16 protein-coding genes are annotated in these 16,868 nt (G+C 69.2%); 10 read left to right on the plus strand and 6 right to left on the minus strand.

What is annotated here, in order from left to right; all coding sequences use genetic code 11:
- Positions 1–3: 3 nt before the first annotated feature.
- Positions 4–2,022, plus strand: a complete 2,019-nt coding sequence (locus JHD82_RS11100) for an acetyl/propionyl/methylcrotonyl-CoA carboxylase subunit alpha (RefSeq protein WP_065346949.1) — start codon at positions 4–6, stop codon at positions 2,020–2,022.
- Between the two features lie 70 nt (positions 2,023–2,092).
- Positions 2,093–3,013 (plus strand): glyoxylate/hydroxypyruvate reductase A, encoded by a 921-nt coding sequence (locus JHD82_RS11105; protein ID WP_199136486.1) that lies wholly within the window; start codon positions 2,093–2,095, stop codon positions 3,011–3,013.
- 9 nt (positions 3,014–3,022) lie between these two features.
- Here the strand turns inward: JHD82_RS11105 and JHD82_RS11110 are convergent, their stop codons facing one another.
- The 3 genes from JHD82_RS11110 to JHD82_RS11120 all read right to left on the minus strand — a co-directional run bounded on the left by JHD82_RS11110 (position 3,023) and on the right by JHD82_RS11120 (position 6,006).
- Positions 3,023–4,057 carry a tripartite tricarboxylate transporter substrate binding protein gene (locus JHD82_RS11110; protein WP_199136487.1) on the minus strand — a complete coding sequence of 345 codons (1,035 nt, stop codon included), beginning with the start codon at positions 4,055–4,057 and terminating at the stop codon, positions 3,023–3,025.
- Between the two features lie 108 nt (positions 4,058–4,165).
- A complete protein-coding gene (locus tag JHD82_RS11115) occupies positions 4,166–5,047 on the minus strand; it encodes a 3-keto-5-aminohexanoate cleavage protein (protein ID WP_199136489.1) in 882 nt (293 codons plus the stop codon).
- A complete protein-coding gene (locus JHD82_RS11120; protein WP_199136491.1) occupies positions 5,044–6,006 on the minus strand; it encodes a 3-hydroxyacyl-CoA dehydrogenase family protein in 963 nt (320 codons plus the stop codon). The genes JHD82_RS11115 and JHD82_RS11120 overlap by 4 nt, the downstream gene beginning before the upstream one ends.
- 91 nt (positions 6,007–6,097) lie before the next feature.
- Between JHD82_RS11120 and JHD82_RS11125 the strand changes: the two genes are divergently transcribed.
- The 7 genes from JHD82_RS11125 (at position 6,098) to JHD82_RS11155 (ending at position 11,968) form a co-directional block, all read left to right on the plus strand.
- Positions 6,098–7,006 carry a LysR family transcriptional regulator gene (locus JHD82_RS11125; RefSeq protein WP_012207762.1) on the plus strand — a complete coding sequence of 303 codons (909 nt, stop codon included), beginning with the start codon at positions 6,098–6,100 and terminating at the stop codon, positions 7,004–7,006.
- Between the two features lie 109 nt (positions 7,007–7,115).
- Entirely contained in the window at positions 7,116–8,057 is a 942-nt protein-coding gene (locus JHD82_RS11130) for a hydroxymethylglutaryl-CoA lyase (protein WP_043820259.1), read from the plus strand.
- Between the two features lie 2 nt (positions 8,058–8,059).
- On the plus strand, positions 8,060–8,563 hold the full coding sequence (locus JHD82_RS11135) for a YbaK/EbsC family protein (RefSeq protein ID WP_013800403.1): 504 nt from the start codon (positions 8,060–8,062) through the stop codon (positions 8,561–8,563).
- Complete coding sequence (locus tag JHD82_RS11140) at positions 8,563–8,805, plus strand: DUF1289 domain-containing protein (protein ID WP_049801477.1); 243 nt, start codon at positions 8,563–8,565, stop codon at positions 8,803–8,805. The genes JHD82_RS11135 and JHD82_RS11140 overlap by 1 nt, the downstream gene beginning before the upstream one ends.
- Before the next feature lie 23 nt (positions 8,806–8,828).
- A complete protein-coding gene (locus tag JHD82_RS11145) occupies positions 8,829–9,464 on the plus strand; it encodes a DsbA family protein (RefSeq protein WP_199136493.1) in 636 nt (211 codons plus the stop codon).
- Positions 9,465–11,318, plus strand: a complete 1,854-nt coding sequence (locus JHD82_RS11150) for a DUF294 nucleotidyltransferase-like domain-containing protein (protein ID WP_199136495.1) — start codon at positions 9,465–9,467, stop codon at positions 11,316–11,318. It begins immediately after the preceding gene.
- A complete protein-coding gene (locus JHD82_RS11155; protein WP_192368230.1) occupies positions 11,315–11,968 on the plus strand; it encodes a 3'-5' exonuclease in 654 nt (217 codons plus the stop codon). The genes JHD82_RS11150 and JHD82_RS11155 overlap by 4 nt, the downstream gene beginning before the upstream one ends.
- Before the next feature lie 21 nt (positions 11,969–11,989).
- Here JHD82_RS11155 and JHD82_RS11160 read toward each other — a convergent pair whose 3' ends face one another.
- The 3 genes from JHD82_RS11160 to JHD82_RS11170 form a co-directional block, all read right to left on the minus strand.
- Positions 11,990–12,625, minus strand: a complete 636-nt coding sequence (locus JHD82_RS11160) for a YbhB/YbcL family Raf kinase inhibitor-like protein (protein WP_012207755.1) — start codon at positions 12,623–12,625, stop codon at positions 11,990–11,992.
- Between the two features lie 217 nt (positions 12,626–12,842).
- On the minus strand, positions 12,843–14,576 hold the full coding sequence (locus tag JHD82_RS11165; RefSeq protein ID WP_012207754.1) for a cation acetate symporter: 1,734 nt from the start codon (positions 14,574–14,576) through the stop codon (positions 12,843–12,845).
- Positions 14,573–14,881, minus strand: coding sequence for a DUF485 domain-containing protein (locus JHD82_RS11170; protein ID WP_012207753.1), 309 nt, complete (start codon positions 14,879–14,881; stop codon positions 14,573–14,575). Before JHD82_RS11170 ends, JHD82_RS11165 begins: the two co-directional genes overlap by 4 nt.
- A 303-nt stretch (positions 14,882–15,184) precedes the next feature.
- Between JHD82_RS11170 and JHD82_RS11175 the strand changes: the two genes are divergently transcribed.
- On the plus strand, positions 15,185–16,867 hold the full coding sequence (locus tag JHD82_RS11175) for an MFS transporter (RefSeq protein WP_012207752.1): 1,683 nt from the start codon (positions 15,185–15,187) through the stop codon (positions 16,865–16,867).
- Position 16,868 lies beyond the last annotated feature (1 nt).

Raw genomic sequence — 16,868 nt, forward strand, 5'->3', positions numbered from 1 at the left:
CGCATGTTCAAGAAGATCCTGATCGCCAACCGCGGTGAAATCGCCTGCCGCGTCGCGGCTTCCGCCCGCCGCATGGGCGTGCGCACCGTGGCCGTGTACTCGGACGCCGATGCCCGCGCCAAGCATGTGCAGGCCTGCGACGAGGCCGTGCACATCGGCGGCAGCGCCCCCAAGGACAGCTATCTGCGCTGGGAACGCATCCTGGAGGCCGCCAAGGCCACGGGCGCCCAGGCCATCCACCCCGGCTACGGCTTTCTCAGCGAGAACGAGGAATTCGCCCAGGCCTGCGCCGATGCCGGCCTGGTCTTCATCGGCCCGCCGCCCTCGGCCATTCGCGCCATGGGCCTGAAGGCAGCCTCCAAGCAGCTCATGGAAAAGGCCGGCGTGCCCCTGGTGCCCGGCTACCACGGGGCCGACCAGGACCCGCAGCTGCTGCAGCGCGAGGCCGACCGCATCGGCTACCCGGTGCTGATCAAGGCCAGCGCCGGCGGCGGCGGCAAGGGCATGCGCCTGGTCGAGCGCAGCGAGGACTTCGCCGCCGCCCTGGCCAGCTGCCAGCGCGAGGCCATCAACAGCTTCGGCGACGATGCCGTGCTGGTCGAGAAATACGTGCTGCGCCCGCGCCACATCGAAATCCAGGTCTTTGGCGACACCCAGGGCAACTGCGTCTACCTGTTCGAGCGCGACTGCTCGGTGCAGCGCCGCCACCAGAAGGTGCTGGAGGAGTCCCCCGCGCCGGGCATGACGCCTGCGCTGCGCCAGAAGATGGGCGAGGCCGCCGTGGCCGCCGCCCAGGCCGTGAACTACGTGGGCGCGGGCACGGTGGAATTCATCGTCGAGCAGCCCGGCGGCTACGACCAGCCCGAGGCCATGAAGTTCTACTTCATGGAAATGAACACCCGCCTGCAGGTCGAGCACCCGGTGACCGAGGCCATCACGGGCGAGGACCTGGTGGACTGGCAGCTGCGCGTAGCCAGCGGCCTGCCCCTGCCCAAGCGCCAGGACGAGCTGCGCATCACCGGCCACGCCATCGAGGCGCGCATCTGCGCAGAGAACCCCGACAACGGCTTCCTGCCCGCCACCGGCACCCTGCATGTCTACCGCAAGCCCGACTGCGCCAGCTTCCGTGTCGGCGACGTGCGCGTGGATGACGGCGTGCGCGAAGGCGATGCCATCAGCCCCTTCTACGACTCCATGATCGCCAAGCTCATCGTGCATGGCGACACGCGCGAACAGGCGCTGGCGCGGCTCGATGCCGCCCTGGCCGAGACACGCATCGTGGGCCTGGCCACCAATGTGCAGTTCCTGCGCCTGGTCATCGCCAGCGATGCCTTTGCAACCGCCAAATTGGACACGGCGCTGATCGAGCGAGAGAAGCAGCATCTGTTCCACCAGCAGCGCCTGCCGCAGGCCCAGGCCGTGGCCGCCGCCGTGGCCCAGGTGCTGCAGGCAGAGCGTGCCCAGGAAACCGCCGACCCCTTCAGCCGCCGCGACGGCTGGCGCTCGCACGGCGTGGCCGAGCGGCGCTGGGACTTCCGCCAGGGCGAGGCCGCCGTGCCCGCGCGCCTGCGCTACCTGCATGACGGCGCGCTGCAGCTGGCCGTGGGCGAGGGCGAGTCCCTCGCCGAGGGCCTGCTGTCCTGGCAACAGGCCGGGGACGGCGCCTTCGACGTGCAGTTCGCGGGCCAGCGCCTGCGCGCCCAGGTCCATGTGCTGGGCGAGCAATGCCATGTGTTCGCCCCCCAGGGCGCGGCCGTGCTGGGCCTGGCCGATCCGCTGGCCCATGCGGGCGAGGTGCAGTCCGAAGGCGGCCGCCTGACGGCGCCCATGCCGGGCAAGGTGGTCTCCTTTGCCGTCAAGGCCGGAGACAAGGTCAGCAAGGGCCAGCCGCTGGCCGTGATGGAGGCCATGAAGATGGAGCACACCATCGCCGCGCCCGGCGACGGCGTGGTGGCCGAGCTGCTGTACGCGCCCGGCGACCAGGTGACCGAAGGCTCCGAGCTGCTGCGCCTGGAAAGCTGAGGCCTCAGGCAAGACAGTTTTGCGCAAAAGTCGCGCGCGGGCGTCGCCAGGCCGTTAGGCTTGGCCCCCTATGCGAGTGACTTTCTGCTGCGAAGACACCAGGCCCGACGCCTGGCTGCAAGGACTGCGCGCGGCCCTGCCGGGCGCCGAGGTGGACATCTGGTCGCCGGGCGCGCCGCAGGCCGACTACGCCCTGGTCTGGGCGCCACCCCAGCGCTTCATCGACGAGCAGCCGGGCCTCAAGGCCGTGTTCAACATCGGCGCGGGTGTCGATGCGCTGCTGCCGCTGCGCCTGCCGGCCGACCTTCCCGTCTACCGCCTGGAGGACGCCGGCATGGCCGTGCAGATGGCCGAATACGTCAGCCAGGCCGTGATCCGCTTCTTCCGCGGCCTGGACGGCTACGAGGCCGACATGGCCGCCGGCCTGTGGCAGCACCGGCCCAATCCCCGGCGTGCCGACTACCCCGTGGGCGTCATGGGGCTGGGCCGCATGGGCGAGCGCGTGGCGCGCGCGCTGACGGTGTTCGATTTCCCCGTCAACGGCTGGAGCCGTACGCCGCATGCCATCGACGGCGTGCGTGGCTTCTGCGGCCCGCAGGACTTCGACGCCTTTCTGCGTGCCACCCGCATCCTCGTCAACCTGCTGCCGCTGACGCCCGAGACCGACAGCATCATCGACGCGCGCAGCCTGGCCCTGCTGCAGCCGGGCGCCTATGTCATCAACGTGGGACGCGGCGGCCATGTGGCGGACGAGGACCTCATCGCCGCCATCGACGGGGGCCATGTGTCCGGCGCGTTGCTCGATGTGTTCCGCTCCGAGCCGCTGCCCGACGGCCATGCCTTCTGGCGGCATCCGCGCATCACGCTCACGCCCCACACCTCGGCCCGCACCCTGGCGCGCGACAGCGTGGAGCAGATCGTGGGCAAGGTCGCGGCGCTGAGCCGGGGCGAGGCCGTGAGCGGCCGCGTGGACCTGCGGCGCGGCTACTGACGGGCGCGCTCAGTCCAGCGTCACGCCGGTGCTGCGCACCAGCGCGCCCAGGCGCTGGGAGTCGCTCCTGATCAAGGCGCCGAATTCGGCCGCCGTGCCGCCCACGGCCGGCGTGCCGATGGCCTCCCAGCGCGTGCGAAAGGCCGGGTCCTTGAAGATGGCGTTGACCGTGGCATTGAGTTTGTCGATGGCGGCGGGCGGCGTGCCCGCGCGCACGGCAATGCCATGCCAGCCCGTGATCTGGTAGCCGGGCACGCCGGCCTGGGCCATGGTGGGCACATCGGGCAGCACCTTGCTGCGCTCGGCCGAGGTGACGGCCAGCGGGATCAGGCGCCCGCCCTGGATGTGCTGCAGCGAGCTGCCCACGATGTCGAACATCACGCCCACCTGGCCGCCGATCAGGTCGTTGAGTGCCGGTCCCGCACCCCGGTAGGGCACATGGCCCAGCTTGACCTGCTCCATGGAGTTGAACAGCTCGCCCGCCAGGTGCTGGGGCGTGCCGTTGCCGGCCGAGGCAAAGCTCAGTGTCTTGCCCGTTTTGGCCAGGGCCAGCAGCTCGGCCACGGTCTTGACGCCCAGCGAGGGGTGGGCCTCCAGCACCAGCGGGAAGGCCGACAGCTGCACCACGGGCTCCAGATCCTTGAGCGGGTTGAAGGGCATGCTCTTGTACAGCGAGGAATTCACGGCCATGGGGCCGCTGGCGGCAAGCAGCAGGGTGTGGCCGTCGGCCGGCGCCTGGCGGGCCACCTCGGCGCTGCCCAGGTTGCCGCCCGCGCCGCTCTTGTTCTCCACGATGACGGTCACGCCCAGGCGCTGCTGCAGCTCGGGCTGCAGCATGCGTGCCATCAGATCGGTGGGGCCGCCGGGCGGATAGGGCACGACGAAGCGGATGGTCTTGCTGGGGAACGCCGGCGACGGGGTCTGGGCCGAGGCCTGGCCCGCCAGGCCCAGGGCCATGAAGGCCAGGGGAATCGCCGTGAATGCGGTGGCTGCCTTGATTTTGGCGATGGCGTCACGCCGCGTGCCGTGGGTGGGCTGTTGCATGGTTGTGTCTCCTGCCTGTGGTTGGAATGGAAGGCCCGTCTTGTGCGGGCTCATGGGCCTATCGGCTTATGGGCTTATCGGCTTATCGGCCTGTAAGGCGCCTGGTGCTCAGCCCGGTGTGAAGCGCTGGCGTATGTCGTCGGCCGTGGCCAGGGGGCGGCCCAGCGCCTGTGCGGACACCACGGCCTGGCGGACCAGGGCGGCGTAGTCGGGCGCGGTGTGGCCGTCCTTGGCCAGCAGGTTGTTCTCGAAGCCCACGCGCGCATGGCCGCCAAACGCGGCGGCTGCCGCGATGCAGGTGTTTTCCGTGGCGCCGAAGGCGCACACGGCCCAGGGCTCGCCGCCGTCATGCGCCGCAAGAAAGGGCAGCAGGTCCTGGGGCCGCGAGGTCTGGCCCGCGCTGTAGCGGCCCAGCACGAAGAGCAGGAACCAGGGCGCCTCGGGCACCACGCCCTGGGCGCGCAGCGCCTGCCAGCGGCGCAGGTCGGCCACGTCGTAGAGGATGACCTGCACCATGACCTGGTCGCGCACCAGGCCCGTGAAAAAGTGCGCCAGTCCCGCATCGCCGATCTCGGGCTGGTCGATCTCGCGCAGGCCGATGGAGACGGCCTCGGGCCGCAGCGCCTGCACCATGGCGATCTGCTCGGGCGCGCGGTAGACGCCGGCGGCCTCGCTGGTGATCTGCACCACCATGTCCGTGCCCACGGCCTCGCGCACCACGCGCCAGGCTTCGCGGTAGCCGTCCACATCCAGGCTGTGGCGCCCCTGGGCGTCGCGGATGTGCATGTGGATCATGGCCGCGCCGGCATCCAGGCAGGCGCGTGCCGTGGCGGCCAGCGCCTGCGGTGTGATCGGTAGGGCTCGGTGGTCGGCCGGCTGCTTGTAGGCGCCATTGGGGGCCACGGTGATGATCAGCGGGTCGCTCCACTGCGAGGTGGGTGACGTGGGCGATGTGGGCGACGCGGTTGACGTGGGGACCGGCGTGCTCATGGCGTGTCCTGTGCCTGCTCCGGCACCGGCAGCTCGCTGGCCAGCAGGGCCAGGCCCTGGCGCAGCAGCGCGTCGTAGCGTGCACGCTCGGCCAGGCGGCGGTCCTCGGGCCAGTCGAAGAAGCCCTTACCGGTCTTCATGCCCAGATCGCCGCGCGCCACGCGATCGCGCAGGGCCTGGGCCGGCACATCGGTGTTGGACAGCGTGGGGTACATGGTGGCGGCGGCTGCGCAATGCACCTCGATGCCCGCATGGTCGCGCTGCAGCACGGGGCCGGCCGCCAGGAAGCGGAAGCCGAAGCCGAAGCGCACGGCGGCATCCACATCCTCGGGCGAGGCAATGCCCTCGTCGATGAGGGCGAAGGCCTCGCGCGACAGCGCGTGCTGCATGCGGTTGGCCAGAAAGCCGGGCTTGTCCTTCTTCACCAGCACCGGCACGCTGCCGCAGCCGCGCATGAAGCCGTGCAGCCACTGGCCCAGGGCCGGGTCGCTGCGCTCTCCCAGCACCACTTCCACCAGTGGCACCAAATGGGCGGGCATGAAGAAGTGCAGGCCCAGCATGCGCTGCGCCGTGGGCAGGCCGCTGGCGATGGTGCTGATGGGAAAGCCCGAGCTGTTGCTGGCCAGCACGGCGTCGGCCGGCGCATGTGCCTCAAGTTCGGCGAACAGCGCCTGCTTGGCATCCAGCCGCTCGGTGATGCATTCCACCACCAGGGCCACGCCATCCCAGGCCACATCCTCCAGCGCCGCGCAGACCGAGACCTGGGACGCGCACCGGGCAAAGCCGGCCGTGGCCAGCTCGATGGCAATGTGCTGCAGCAGCAGCTCGCGCCGTGCCGCGCCGGGGTCGACCACGGTCACCAGGGCGCCGCCCCGGGCCAGGACCACGGCCACATCGGCACCCATGGTGCCTCCCCCGACGACCACCGTGCGCGCGTTGCGCGGCGAACTGCTGTGCATGCTGTCTCCTGCTGATTTCATGGATTTGAGGCGCAGTCTAGGCAGCCGTCATTGAACGGTAAAGACGCATTTTTCGATAAACTGATCGGCCATGAAGATCAATTGGTCGGCCCGCGAGGTCGATGTCTTTCTGGCGCTGGCAGATTCGCTGAGCTTTAGGCGCACGGCGCTGCAGATGCACCTGTCGCAGTCGGCCGTCTCGGGCACGCTGGCGCGGCTGGAAGAGATGCTGGGCGCGCGCCTGTTCGAGCGCACCACGCGCGCCGTGGAACTGACACAGGCCGGCGAGGTCTTCGCCGAGCAGGCGCGCATCCTGCGCCACCAGATGGACGAGACCGTGCGCCGCGTGCAGGAGGTGGCCCAGGTGCAGGTGGGCCGGCTGGCGCTGGCGGCCCTGCCTTCGCTGGCCGCGGGCCTGCTGCCCCGCGTGCTGGCGCGCTTCGCGGCCGAGCATCCGGGCGTGCACCTGGAGCTGTTCGACAGCCTGGCCGGGCCGGCCTTCGACATGGTGCGCGCAGGCCGCGTGGACTTTGCGCTCACGGCGGCCAACCCCGCCTATGCCGACCTGGACTACCTGCCCCTGGCCTCCGACCGCTTCGTGCTGCTGCTGGGCCGCGGCCATGCGCTGGCGCGCGGGCGCGGTGACCTGGGCTGGGCCGACGTGGCCCATCTGCCCCACATCTCCATGCCGGCCGGCACCAGCGTGCGCCAGTACGCCGACGAGGCCCTGCTGACCCACGGCATACGCTTTGCCCCCCAGTACGCCGTGGAGCACCTGGCCACCATCGCGGCCATGGTGGCTGCCGATCTGGGCGTGAGCGCGCTGCCGCTGCTGGCCGCGCAGGTGGTGCAGCGGCCGGAGGTGGTGGCGCGCCCGCTGGCACGGCCGGTGCTGCGCCGCCCCATCGGCCTGGTGCGCCTGAGCGGCCGCCGCCTGTCGCCGGCTGCCGCGCGCATGGTGGAGATGCTGCGCGAGGAAATGGCGGCCCTGCCGGGCTGAAGGGGGCGCTGGCAGCCGTTGTGCATGGCCCGGCAGGATATGGGGTGGTGCCCGGGCCTGCAAGCCTGGACAATAGGGGCCGTACCCGTCATCCCGGTGAGAACACCCCATGAGCATTCCTTCCCGCGTCAAACTCGTCGATGTAGGCCCCCGCGACGGCCTGCAGAATGAAAAACAGCCCGTGCCCGCCGCCGTCAAGATCGAGCTGGTGCACCGCCTGCAGGAAGCCGGCCTCAAGGAAATCGAGGTCACCAGCTACGTCAGCCCCAAATGGGTGCCGCAGATGGCCGACAACGCCGAAGTCATGGCCGGCATCGTCCGCCGCCCCGGCGTGCGCTACAGCGTGCTCACGCCCAACATGAAGGGCCTGGAGGCCGCGCTGTCGGCGCCGCGCGAACTGTGGCCTGACGAGATCGTGGTCTTCGGCGCAGCCAGCGAGGCCTTCAGCCAGAAGAACATCAACTGCTCCATTGCCGAAAGCATCGAGCGCTTCGCCCCCGTGGCCGAGGCCGCCCGCGCCCAGGGCATCTACGTGCGCGGCGCCATGAGCTGCACCGTGGGCTGCCCCTACGAAGGCGAGATCGCCCCCGAGCGCGTGGCCTACCTGGCCGGCCTCATGAAGGGCATCGGCGTGCAGCATGTGGGCGTGGCCGACACCATCGGCGTGGGCACGCCCGTCAAGGTGCGCAAGGCCATCGAGGCCACGCTGCAGCACTTCGCCATCGACGATGTCTCGGGCCACTTCCACGACACCTACGGCCAGGCCGTGTCCAACACGCTGGCCGCGCTGTCGCTGGGTGTGTGGCAGTTCGACACCTCGGTGGCAGGCCTGGGCGGCTGTCCCTACGCCAAGGGCGCCACGGGCAATGTGGCCACGGAGGACGTGGTCTACATGCTGCAGGGCATGGGCATCGAGACCGGCATCGACCTGGACAAGCTGATTGATGCCGGCCAGTTCATCAGCGACCACCTGGGCCGCCCCACGCAGTCGCGCGTGGCCAAGGCACTGCTCACCAAGCGCGCCAGCGCGGCTGCATGCGAGGCGGTGTGAGCATGTGCGGATCTGAACTCCACCATCTTCCCGAAGGCGTGCAGCGCGTGGCGGCCTTCCTGCAGCAGGCCGGCCACGGCGATGGCCCGCGCATGCTGGACGGCGCCGCGCGCACGGCCCAGGAAGCGGCCGACCAGCTGGGCATCCTCGTGGGCCAGGTGGCCAAGAGCATCATCTTCCGCCGCCGCAGCGACGGCGTGGCCGTGCTGGTCGTGGCCTCGGGCGACCGCCGCGTGGACGAGAAGAAGGTCGCGGCCCTGGTCGGCCCCGTGGGCCGTGCCGATGCCGACTTCGTCAAGGCGCAGACGGGCTTTTCCATCGGCGGCGTCAGCCCCGTGGCCCATGCCAACACGCCCGTGACCCTGGTGGACCGGGAGCTGCAGCGTTTCGACACCGTCTGGGCGGCAGCAGGCCATCCGCATGCGGTGTTCGCGGCCACGCCGGCCGCGCTGCAACTGCTGGCCGGTGCGCCCTGGGCCGACGTGGTGCAGGAGGTGGCGGCATGATGGGCCCCAAGGAAATGCTGGCCCAGAAGGCCCGCGCCGCATACGCTCCGCGTGCCGAAGAGGAGCCCGTGCTCTCGCCCTGCATCTCGGTCTGCCGCATGACGCCCGACCGCAGCCATTGCGAAGGGTGCTTTCGCACCATCGACGAGATCCGCGCCTGGTCCAAGTCCGATGCGCCGCAGCGCCTGGCGATCTGGAACGCGCTGCTGGAGCGCGCAGGCATCGCGGCCACCGCACCCTAGATCCCCATCACGACGCACCCGCCATGAAGCAGATCACCTTCCATCTCGACTTCATCTCGCCCTATGCCTGGCTGGCGTTCGCGCAACTGCCGCAGGCGCTGCAGGGCATCAGCCACCACATGCAGTACCGCCCCGTGCTGCTGGGCGCGCTGCTGCAGCGCCACGCCAACCCGGGACCGGCCGGCATCGCGGGCAAGCGCGAATGGACCTACCGCCATGTGAGCTGGCTGGGCCATGCCACGGGCGTGGGGCTGGACATGCCGGCCCGCCACCCGTTCAACCCGCTGCCGCTGCTGCGCCTGGCGCTGGAGTGCAGCGATGACGGCACCATCAACCGCTTTGTGGCGGACGCCGTGCTGCGCCATGTCTGGCTGGGCGGCGCCGACGCGCTGGACCCCGCGCGGCTCGACGCACTGCGCGCCACGCTGGCGCCGCAGCTGCGCACGGATGCGGCGGACAACGCCAAGCGCCTGCTGCGCGAGAACACCGAGGCCGCCGCCGCCCGGGGCCTGTTCGGCGTGCCGGCCTGGGAGGTCGATGGCCGCCTCTTCTGGGGCCTGGACAGCCTGCCCATGCTGCGCGCCTACCTGGAAGGCGACAGCTGGTTCGACAGCGGCTGGGACGCGGCTGCAAGCGTGGAGCAAGGCCTGAAGGTTTGAATGGCGGGGCTGGAACAACGGCCCCGCCCCATGCCCAACGCCTTCAACTTCGCCGCCTCTCCCTTCGACTGCCTCACGCCCGACGAACAGGCGCTGGTGCGCGATGGCGTGGACATCGCCTACTTCCCCGAGGGCGCCGTGGTGCTGGACGCGGGCTCGGCGCCCACCCACCTGTTCGTCATCATCAAGGGCCATGTGGTGCAGACCGAGGGCGACGAGGTGCTGGCCAGCTACGGCCCCGACGACAGCTTCGACGGCCGCGCCCTGGTGGCCGGCCGCACGGGCAGCCGATTCACCGTGGCCGAGGAGCTCATCGCCTACCAGCTTGCGCGCGAAACCGTGGGCGAGCTGATCGCGCGCAACACGGCCTTTGGCGCCCTGCTGTTCTCCGACCTGGGCCACAAGCTGGGCACATTGGCCCAGCGCGCCGACCGGCACGAATTGCAGTCGCTGACGCTGGCGCGCGTGGACCAGGCCTATCTGCGTGCCGCCCATGTGGTGGATGCGGCCACCGACATCGTCTCCGTGGTGCGCCTGTTCCATGCCGAGCGCACGACCTGCGTGCTGGTCTCGGGACTGCCGCAGGGCGGCCTGGGCATCTTCACGGGCACCACGCTGCAGCGCGCCATCCTTGACGGCCGCCCGCTGGACCGGCTGGCCGTGGGCGAGTTCGCCAGCCAGCCCGTGTTCACCGTGCGCGCCGACGACCAGCTGGGCGATGCCCTGGTCGTGCTGCTGCGTGCGCGCGTGCACCGGCTGGCCGTGCTCGATGCACAGGGCCAGGTGCTGGGCATCCTGGAGGCGCTGGACCTGTTCAGCTTCCTGGCCAACCACTCCCACCTGATCACCGTGCAGATCGAGCAGGCCGCCGACCTGCGGGCGCTGGAGCAGGCGGCCGCCCAGATCACGCGCCTGGTGGCCGCTCTGCACCGGGGCGGCACGCGGGTGGCCCTGATGGCGCGGCTGGTGCAGCAGCTCAATGCGCGCCTGTTCGAGCGTGCCTGGCAGATGCTGGCGCCGCCGGACCTGGTGGCCCACAGCTGCCTCTTCGTCATGGGCAGCGAGGGGCGCGGCGAGCAGTTGCTCAAGACCGACCAGGACAACGGCCTGCTGCTGCGCGACGGCTATGCGCCGCCCCAGGACCTCGATGCCATCTGCGCGCGCTTTTCCGCGCAGCTGCAGCGCTTCGGCTACCCCGAATGCCCGGGCGGCATCATGCTCAGCAACCCGCAGTGGCGCGGCACGGTGGCCAGCTTCGGCAGGCAGGTGCGCGAATGGCTGATCCTGCCCGGCCCTGAGGGCCTCATGCACCTGGCGATCTTCCTGGACGCCCATGCCGTGGCGGGCGATGCCGCGCTGCTGGCCACGGTGCGGCGCGACCTGATGGCGCTGGCCCTGGACAGCGATGCCCAGGTGGCGCGCTTCGCCTGGGCCGTCGACGCCTTCGCGCACGAGCCGGGCAGCTGGTGGGAGCGGCTGCTGGGGCGCGGCGGCGAGGGCGCGCCCGTGCACCTCAAGAAGGCCGGCATCTTCCCCATCGTTCATGGCGTGCGCAGCCTGGCGCTGTCCCAGCGCATCGCCGCCACCGGCACGGCCGAGCGCATCGCGGCCCTTGTGGACAAGGGCGTGCTCGACGGCGCCCAGGGGCAGGAGCTGCTCCAGGGCCTGCATTTCCTCATGGGCCTGCGCCTGCAGGCGGGACTGGCCGAGATCGACCTGGGCCGCCCCGTCACCGGCCATGTGGACCCGGCTCGCCTGAGCAGCCTGGAGCGCGACCTGCTCAAGGACACGCTGGCCGTGGTGCGGCGCTTCCGCGAACTGCTGCGCCAGCGCCTGCGGCTGGACGCGGTATGAGCGCGGCACCCCTGTCGAAATTGGTGGCGGGCCTGCGGCGCAACTGGCAGCGGCGCAGGCTGGCGGACCCCGCCTATGCCTTTCTCTTCGACGCGCCGCCGCCCGGCGAATGGGTGGCGCTGGACTGCGAGACCACGGGCCTGGATGTGCGCTGCGACGAGATCATCTCCATCGGCGCCGTGCGCATCGTGGGCGAGCGCATCCTGTCCAGCGAACGCCTGGAACTGCTGGTGCGCCCCTCGCGCAGCGTGCCCGGCGACAGCGTGCGCATCCACCGCCTGCGCGAGCGGGACCTGGCCCGGGGCCTGGCCATCGAGGACGCGCTGGCGCAGCTGCTGCGCTTCATCGGCAGCCGCCCGCTGGTCGGCTACTACCTGGAATTCGACGTGGCCATGATCGAGCGCGTGCTGCGCCCGTGGCTGGGCACGGGCCTGCCCAACGAGCGCATCGAGGTCTCGGCCCTGTACTACGACCACCGCTTCCGGCAGCTGCTGCCCTGGCAGCAGCAGGCGCCCGAAATCGACCTGCGCTTTGCCACGCTGATGGCCGACCTGGGCCTGCCGCAGCGCGAGGCCCACGACGCGCTCAACGACGCCGTGATGGCGGCGCTGGCCTTCATCAAGCTGCGCAGGCTGGCCGGCGCGACGTAGGGCGCCCGGAAAGGCGTTCGCTCAGGCGGCGGAGACCGCAGGGTTCAGGCTGTACAGGCCGGTGATGCTGGCCTTGCCCAGCACCTGGCCGGCTTGCAGCGCCGCGCGCACATTGGCGCCGGTCAGCTCGCCGGAGACGGCCAGCGTGGGCGTGGCCAGCGCATAGACGGTGAAGACGTAGTGGTGGACGATGCTGTCGTTCCACGGAGGGCAGGGGCCGTCGTAGCCGAAGTAGTCGCCCTTCATCTGCTCGTCGCCCGCGAACCAGCCCGTGTAGTCGTTGATGCCGTGGCGCAGGCCGCCGGGGGCTGCCGGGCCGCTCTTGCCGCGCGGCGTGACGCCGTCGGACTGGGCGCCTGCCGCGATCTCGGTGGTGGCGGCCGGAATGTCCAGCAGCAGCCAGTGGAAGAAGTCCACGCGCGGCAGGCTGGCCGGCACTTCGCGGCCTTCCTGGTTCACATCGTCGCCGCGGCTGGGCACGTCGGGATCATGGCAGACCACGACGAAGGACTGCGTGCCTGCGGGCGCGCCGCTCCAGGCCAGGTGCGGGTTGCGGTTGGACGACAGCGCCACGTGCGAGGCCGCATCGGGCACCGCGAACGCGAATTCGCCGGGAATCGCCTGGCCGTCCTGGAAGCTTTGGCTGATGAGTTGCATGTCGGATCTGTCCTGTGCGTTGAAGAGGGAAGCGGTGCTGCACAGGCGAAGCTGCGCAGACCCCGCAAGTCTAGAGGCCTGGACGGCGCCGGCCATCGCAGATCCGATCGCGCGCCTTCTCCAGCCGATCAATCTGAGGGCGGCTGCTGCCACGCCAACGAAAAAGCCGGGCGCTGGGCCCGGCTTTTCATGGTGGGTGCCTGAGAGGCTCGGTGGCTCAGTGGCCCGAAGCTCCCGAGGCGCCAAGGCCTGTTTCCGAGCGCACCTGCTGCGCGGGGAAGATGGCGCGTTCCTTGGCGGCCTGGGCGCTCTTGTCGAGCACCGAGAACAGCCACACGCCCACGAAGCCGATGGTCATGGAGAACAGCGCGGGCGAGGCGTAGGGGAACCAGGCCGAGCCTGCGGGGTTGCCCAGCGTGGCCTCCCACACCGGGGGCGAGACCACGGTCAGGCCCACGGAGGAGATCAGGCCCATGAAGCCGCCGATCACCGCGCCCTTGGTGGTGCAGTCCTTCCACAGCACCGACAGCAGCAGCGGGGGGAAGTTGGCCGAGGCCGCGACCGCGAAGGCCAGCGACACCATGAAGGCGATGTTCTGCTTCTCGAACACGATGCCCAGCAGCACGGCGATGGCGCCCAGCGTCAGCGTGGTGATGCGCGAGACGCGCAGCTCGGCGGCGCTGTCGGCCTTGCCCTTCTTGATCACGGTGGCGTACAGGTCATGCGACACGGCCGAGGCGCCCGACAGCGTCAGGCCCGCGACCACGGCCAGGATGGTGGCGAAGGCCACGGCCGAGATGAAGCCGTAGAACACGTCGCCGCCCACGCTCTTGGCCACCAGCACGGCCGCCATGTTGGCCGTGCCCGCGCCGCCGTGGATCACGCCCTTGACCGTATCGGCCATCTCGGGGTTGGTCAGCACCAGGGTGATGGCGCCGAAGCCGATGATGAAGATCAGCACGTAGAAGTAGCCGATCCAGGTCGTGGCCCAGAACACGCTCTTGCGCGCTTCCTTGGCGTCGGGCACCGTGAAGAAGCGCATCAGGATGTGGGGCAGGCCCAGCGTGCCGAACATCAGCGCCATGCCGAAGCTGATGGCCGAGATCGGGTCCTTGATGAAGCCGCCCGGGCCCATGATGGCCAGGCCCGCCTTGGCCGCGGCCGAGGGGTCGGCGCCGTTGTTGGCAGCGATCTCGGAGCGCACGCGCACGCCTTCGGCGAACAGCGCCTCGGGGCTGAAGCCGTACTTGGCCAGCACCATGAAGCCCATGAAGGTCACGCCGGCCAGCAGCATGCAGGCCTTGATGATCTGCACCCAGGTCGTGGCCGTCATGCCGCCGAACAGCACATAGATCATCATCAGGCCGCCCACCAGCACCACGGCGATCCAGTAGTCCAGGCCGAACAGCAGCTTGATCAGCTGGCCCGCGCCCACCATCTGCGCGATCAGGTAGAAGGCCACCACCACCAGCGTGCCGCTGGCCGCGAAGGCGCGGAACGGTGTCTGGGAGAAGCGGTAGCCTGCCACGTCGGCGAAGGTGAACTTGCCCAGGTTGCGCAGGCGCTCGGCCAGCAGGAAGGTCAGGATGGGCCAGCCCACCAGGAAGCCGATGGAGTAGATCAGGCCGTCATAGCCGCTGGCCATGACCGAGGCCGAGATGCCCAGGAAGGAGGCGGCCGACATGTAGTCGCCCGCAATCGCCAGGCCGTTCTGAAAGCCCGTGATGCCGCCACCGGCCGTATAGAAGTCGGCAGCCGACTTGGTGCGGCCCGCGGCCCACTTGGTGATCCACAGCGTGGCCACGACGAAGGCCGTGAAGAGAATGATGGCGGTCCAGTTGGTGGCCTGCTTGGCGGCCACGCCGACATCTCCGCCGGCGGCCAGCACGGGCCCCGTCAGGGCCAGCGCCACGGCGGGCGCCAGCAGCATGCGTTGTGCGGAATTCTTCATTTCGTGGCGTCCTTCAGGATGTCCTGGGTGAGCTTGTCGTACTCGCCATTGGCGCGGCGCACGTAGAGGCCGGTGACGATCACCGAGAACACGATCACGCCCATGGCGATCGGGATGCCCAGCGAGGTCACGCCCGCGCCAATGGGCTGGGCCAGAAAGGATTTGTCGAAGGCAATCAGCGCGATATAGCCGTAATAAACGACCAGCATCAGCAGCGTCAGAAAAAGGCCCAGGCGATTGCGTCTGGATCGCAACTCCTGGTATTTGGGATGGCGCTGTATTTTGTCTACCACCGGATCGGTCATGGTTTGTCTCCTGAAGTTGGAATCGCGGCGGCAGCCCCATGGATCTGCAGCCTTGCGGCGCATTCTGGAAAGCGCTTCTGACCGAGTGCTTACGCAGTGCAGCATGGTTTGGCAGGGTTTTTACGGTGCTTTTCACATGGAAAAAGACGGCATCAGGGTTGCTGCTGAGTTAGTAAGAAATCGTTCAGTTCGCCGTCAATTTCTGTAAGAGGTGAGTCAGATTCGCGTCAGCAGGCAGGCGGATAGTGAATCGGCGGGCCTATGGCAAGCCCGCTAAATATTCAATAAATCAAGGAGACAGACATGGCTATCAACGCATCGCAAGGCGCGGGGGTCAAGGCGACCCCGCGGCCCATGACTCCGGAAGAACGCAAGGTGATCTTTGCCTCGTCGCTAGGCACGGTTTTCGAGTGGTACGACTTCTATCTCTACGGATCGCTGGCGGCCATCATCGCCAAGCAATTCTTCAGCGGGCTCGATGCGGGATCGGCCTTCATCTTCGCGCTGCTGGCCTTCGCGGCCGGCTTCATCGTGCGGCCCTTCGGCGCGCTGGTGTTCGGGCGGCTGGGCGACATGATCGGGCGCAAGTACACCTTCCTCGTGACCATCCTGATCATGGGCCTGTCGACCTTCATCGTCGGCATCCTGCCCACCTACGCCAGCATCGGCGTGGCGGCGCCGGTGATCCTCATCGGCCTGCGCATGCTGCAGGGCCTGGCCCTGGGCGGCGAGTACGGCGGTGCGGCCACCTACGTGGCCGAGCATGCGCCGCACGGCAAGCGCGGCGCCTACACCTCATGGATACAGACCACGGCAACGCTGGGCCTGTTCCTGTCGCTGCTGGTGATCCTGGGCGTGCGCACCTCCATCGGCGAGCAGGCCTTTGCGGACTGGGGCTGGCGCATCCCCTTCCTGCTGTCCATCGTGCTGCTGGGCATCTCGGTGTGGATCCGCATGACGCTGTCCGAGTCGCCGGCCTTCCAGAAGATGAAGGCCGAGGGCAAGGTCTCCAAGTCCCCGCTGACCGAGTCCTTCGGCCAATGGCGCAACCTCAAGATCGTGATCCTGGCGCTGATCGGCCTGACCGCCGGCCAGGCCGTGGTCTGGTACACGGGGCAGTTCTATGCGCTGTTCTTCCTGACGCAGCAGCTCAAGGTCGATGCGGTGACGGCCAACCTCATGATCGCGGCGGCCCTGATCATCGGCACGCCGTTCTTCGTGATCTTCGGCTCGCTGTCCGACAAGATAGGCCGCAAGCCCATCATCATGCTGGGCTGCGTGCTGGCCGTGGTGACCTACTTCCCCGTGTTCAAGGCGCTGACCGAAGCGGCCAACCCCGACCTGGCTGCGGCACAGGCCAAGAACAAGGTGGTCATCGTCGCCGATCCCAAGGAATGCTCGTTCCAGTTCAATCCCACGGGCACCTCCAAGTTCACCAGCTCCTGCGACGTGGCCAAGCAGTTGCTGGCCGCAGGCTCGGTCAGCTATGACTCCGAGGACGCAGCGCCCGGCAAGACGGCCTTCATCCGCATCGGCAGCACCGAGATCCCCTCGTTCTCCATCAAGGGCCTGAGCCCCGAGGAAGCCAAGGCCAAGGACGCCGAGTTCAAGAAGACCGTGGCCAAGGTGCTGGCCGAGGACGGCTACCCCACCAAGGCCGACCCCGCGAAGATGAACAAGGTCATGATGGTCGCCATCCTGACCTACCTGGTCATCCTCGTGACCATGGTCTACGGGCCTATCGCCGCCATGCTGGTGGAACTGTTCCCCACGCGCATCCGCTATACCTCCATGAGCCTGCCGTATCACATCGGCAATGGATGGTTCGGCGGCCTGCTGCCCACCATGTCCTTCGCCATCGTGGCCCAGACCGGCAACATGTACAGCGGCCTCTGGTACCCCATCGTCATTGCAGGCGCCACGGCCATCATCGGCACGCTGTTCCTGCGCGAGACCAAGGATGTGGATATCTACGCTAATGATTGAG

The organism is Delftia sp. ASV31, from assembly GCF_016428765.1.
GTDB lineage: Bacteria > Pseudomonadota > Gammaproteobacteria > Burkholderiales > Burkholderiaceae_C > Comamonas > Comamonas acidovorans.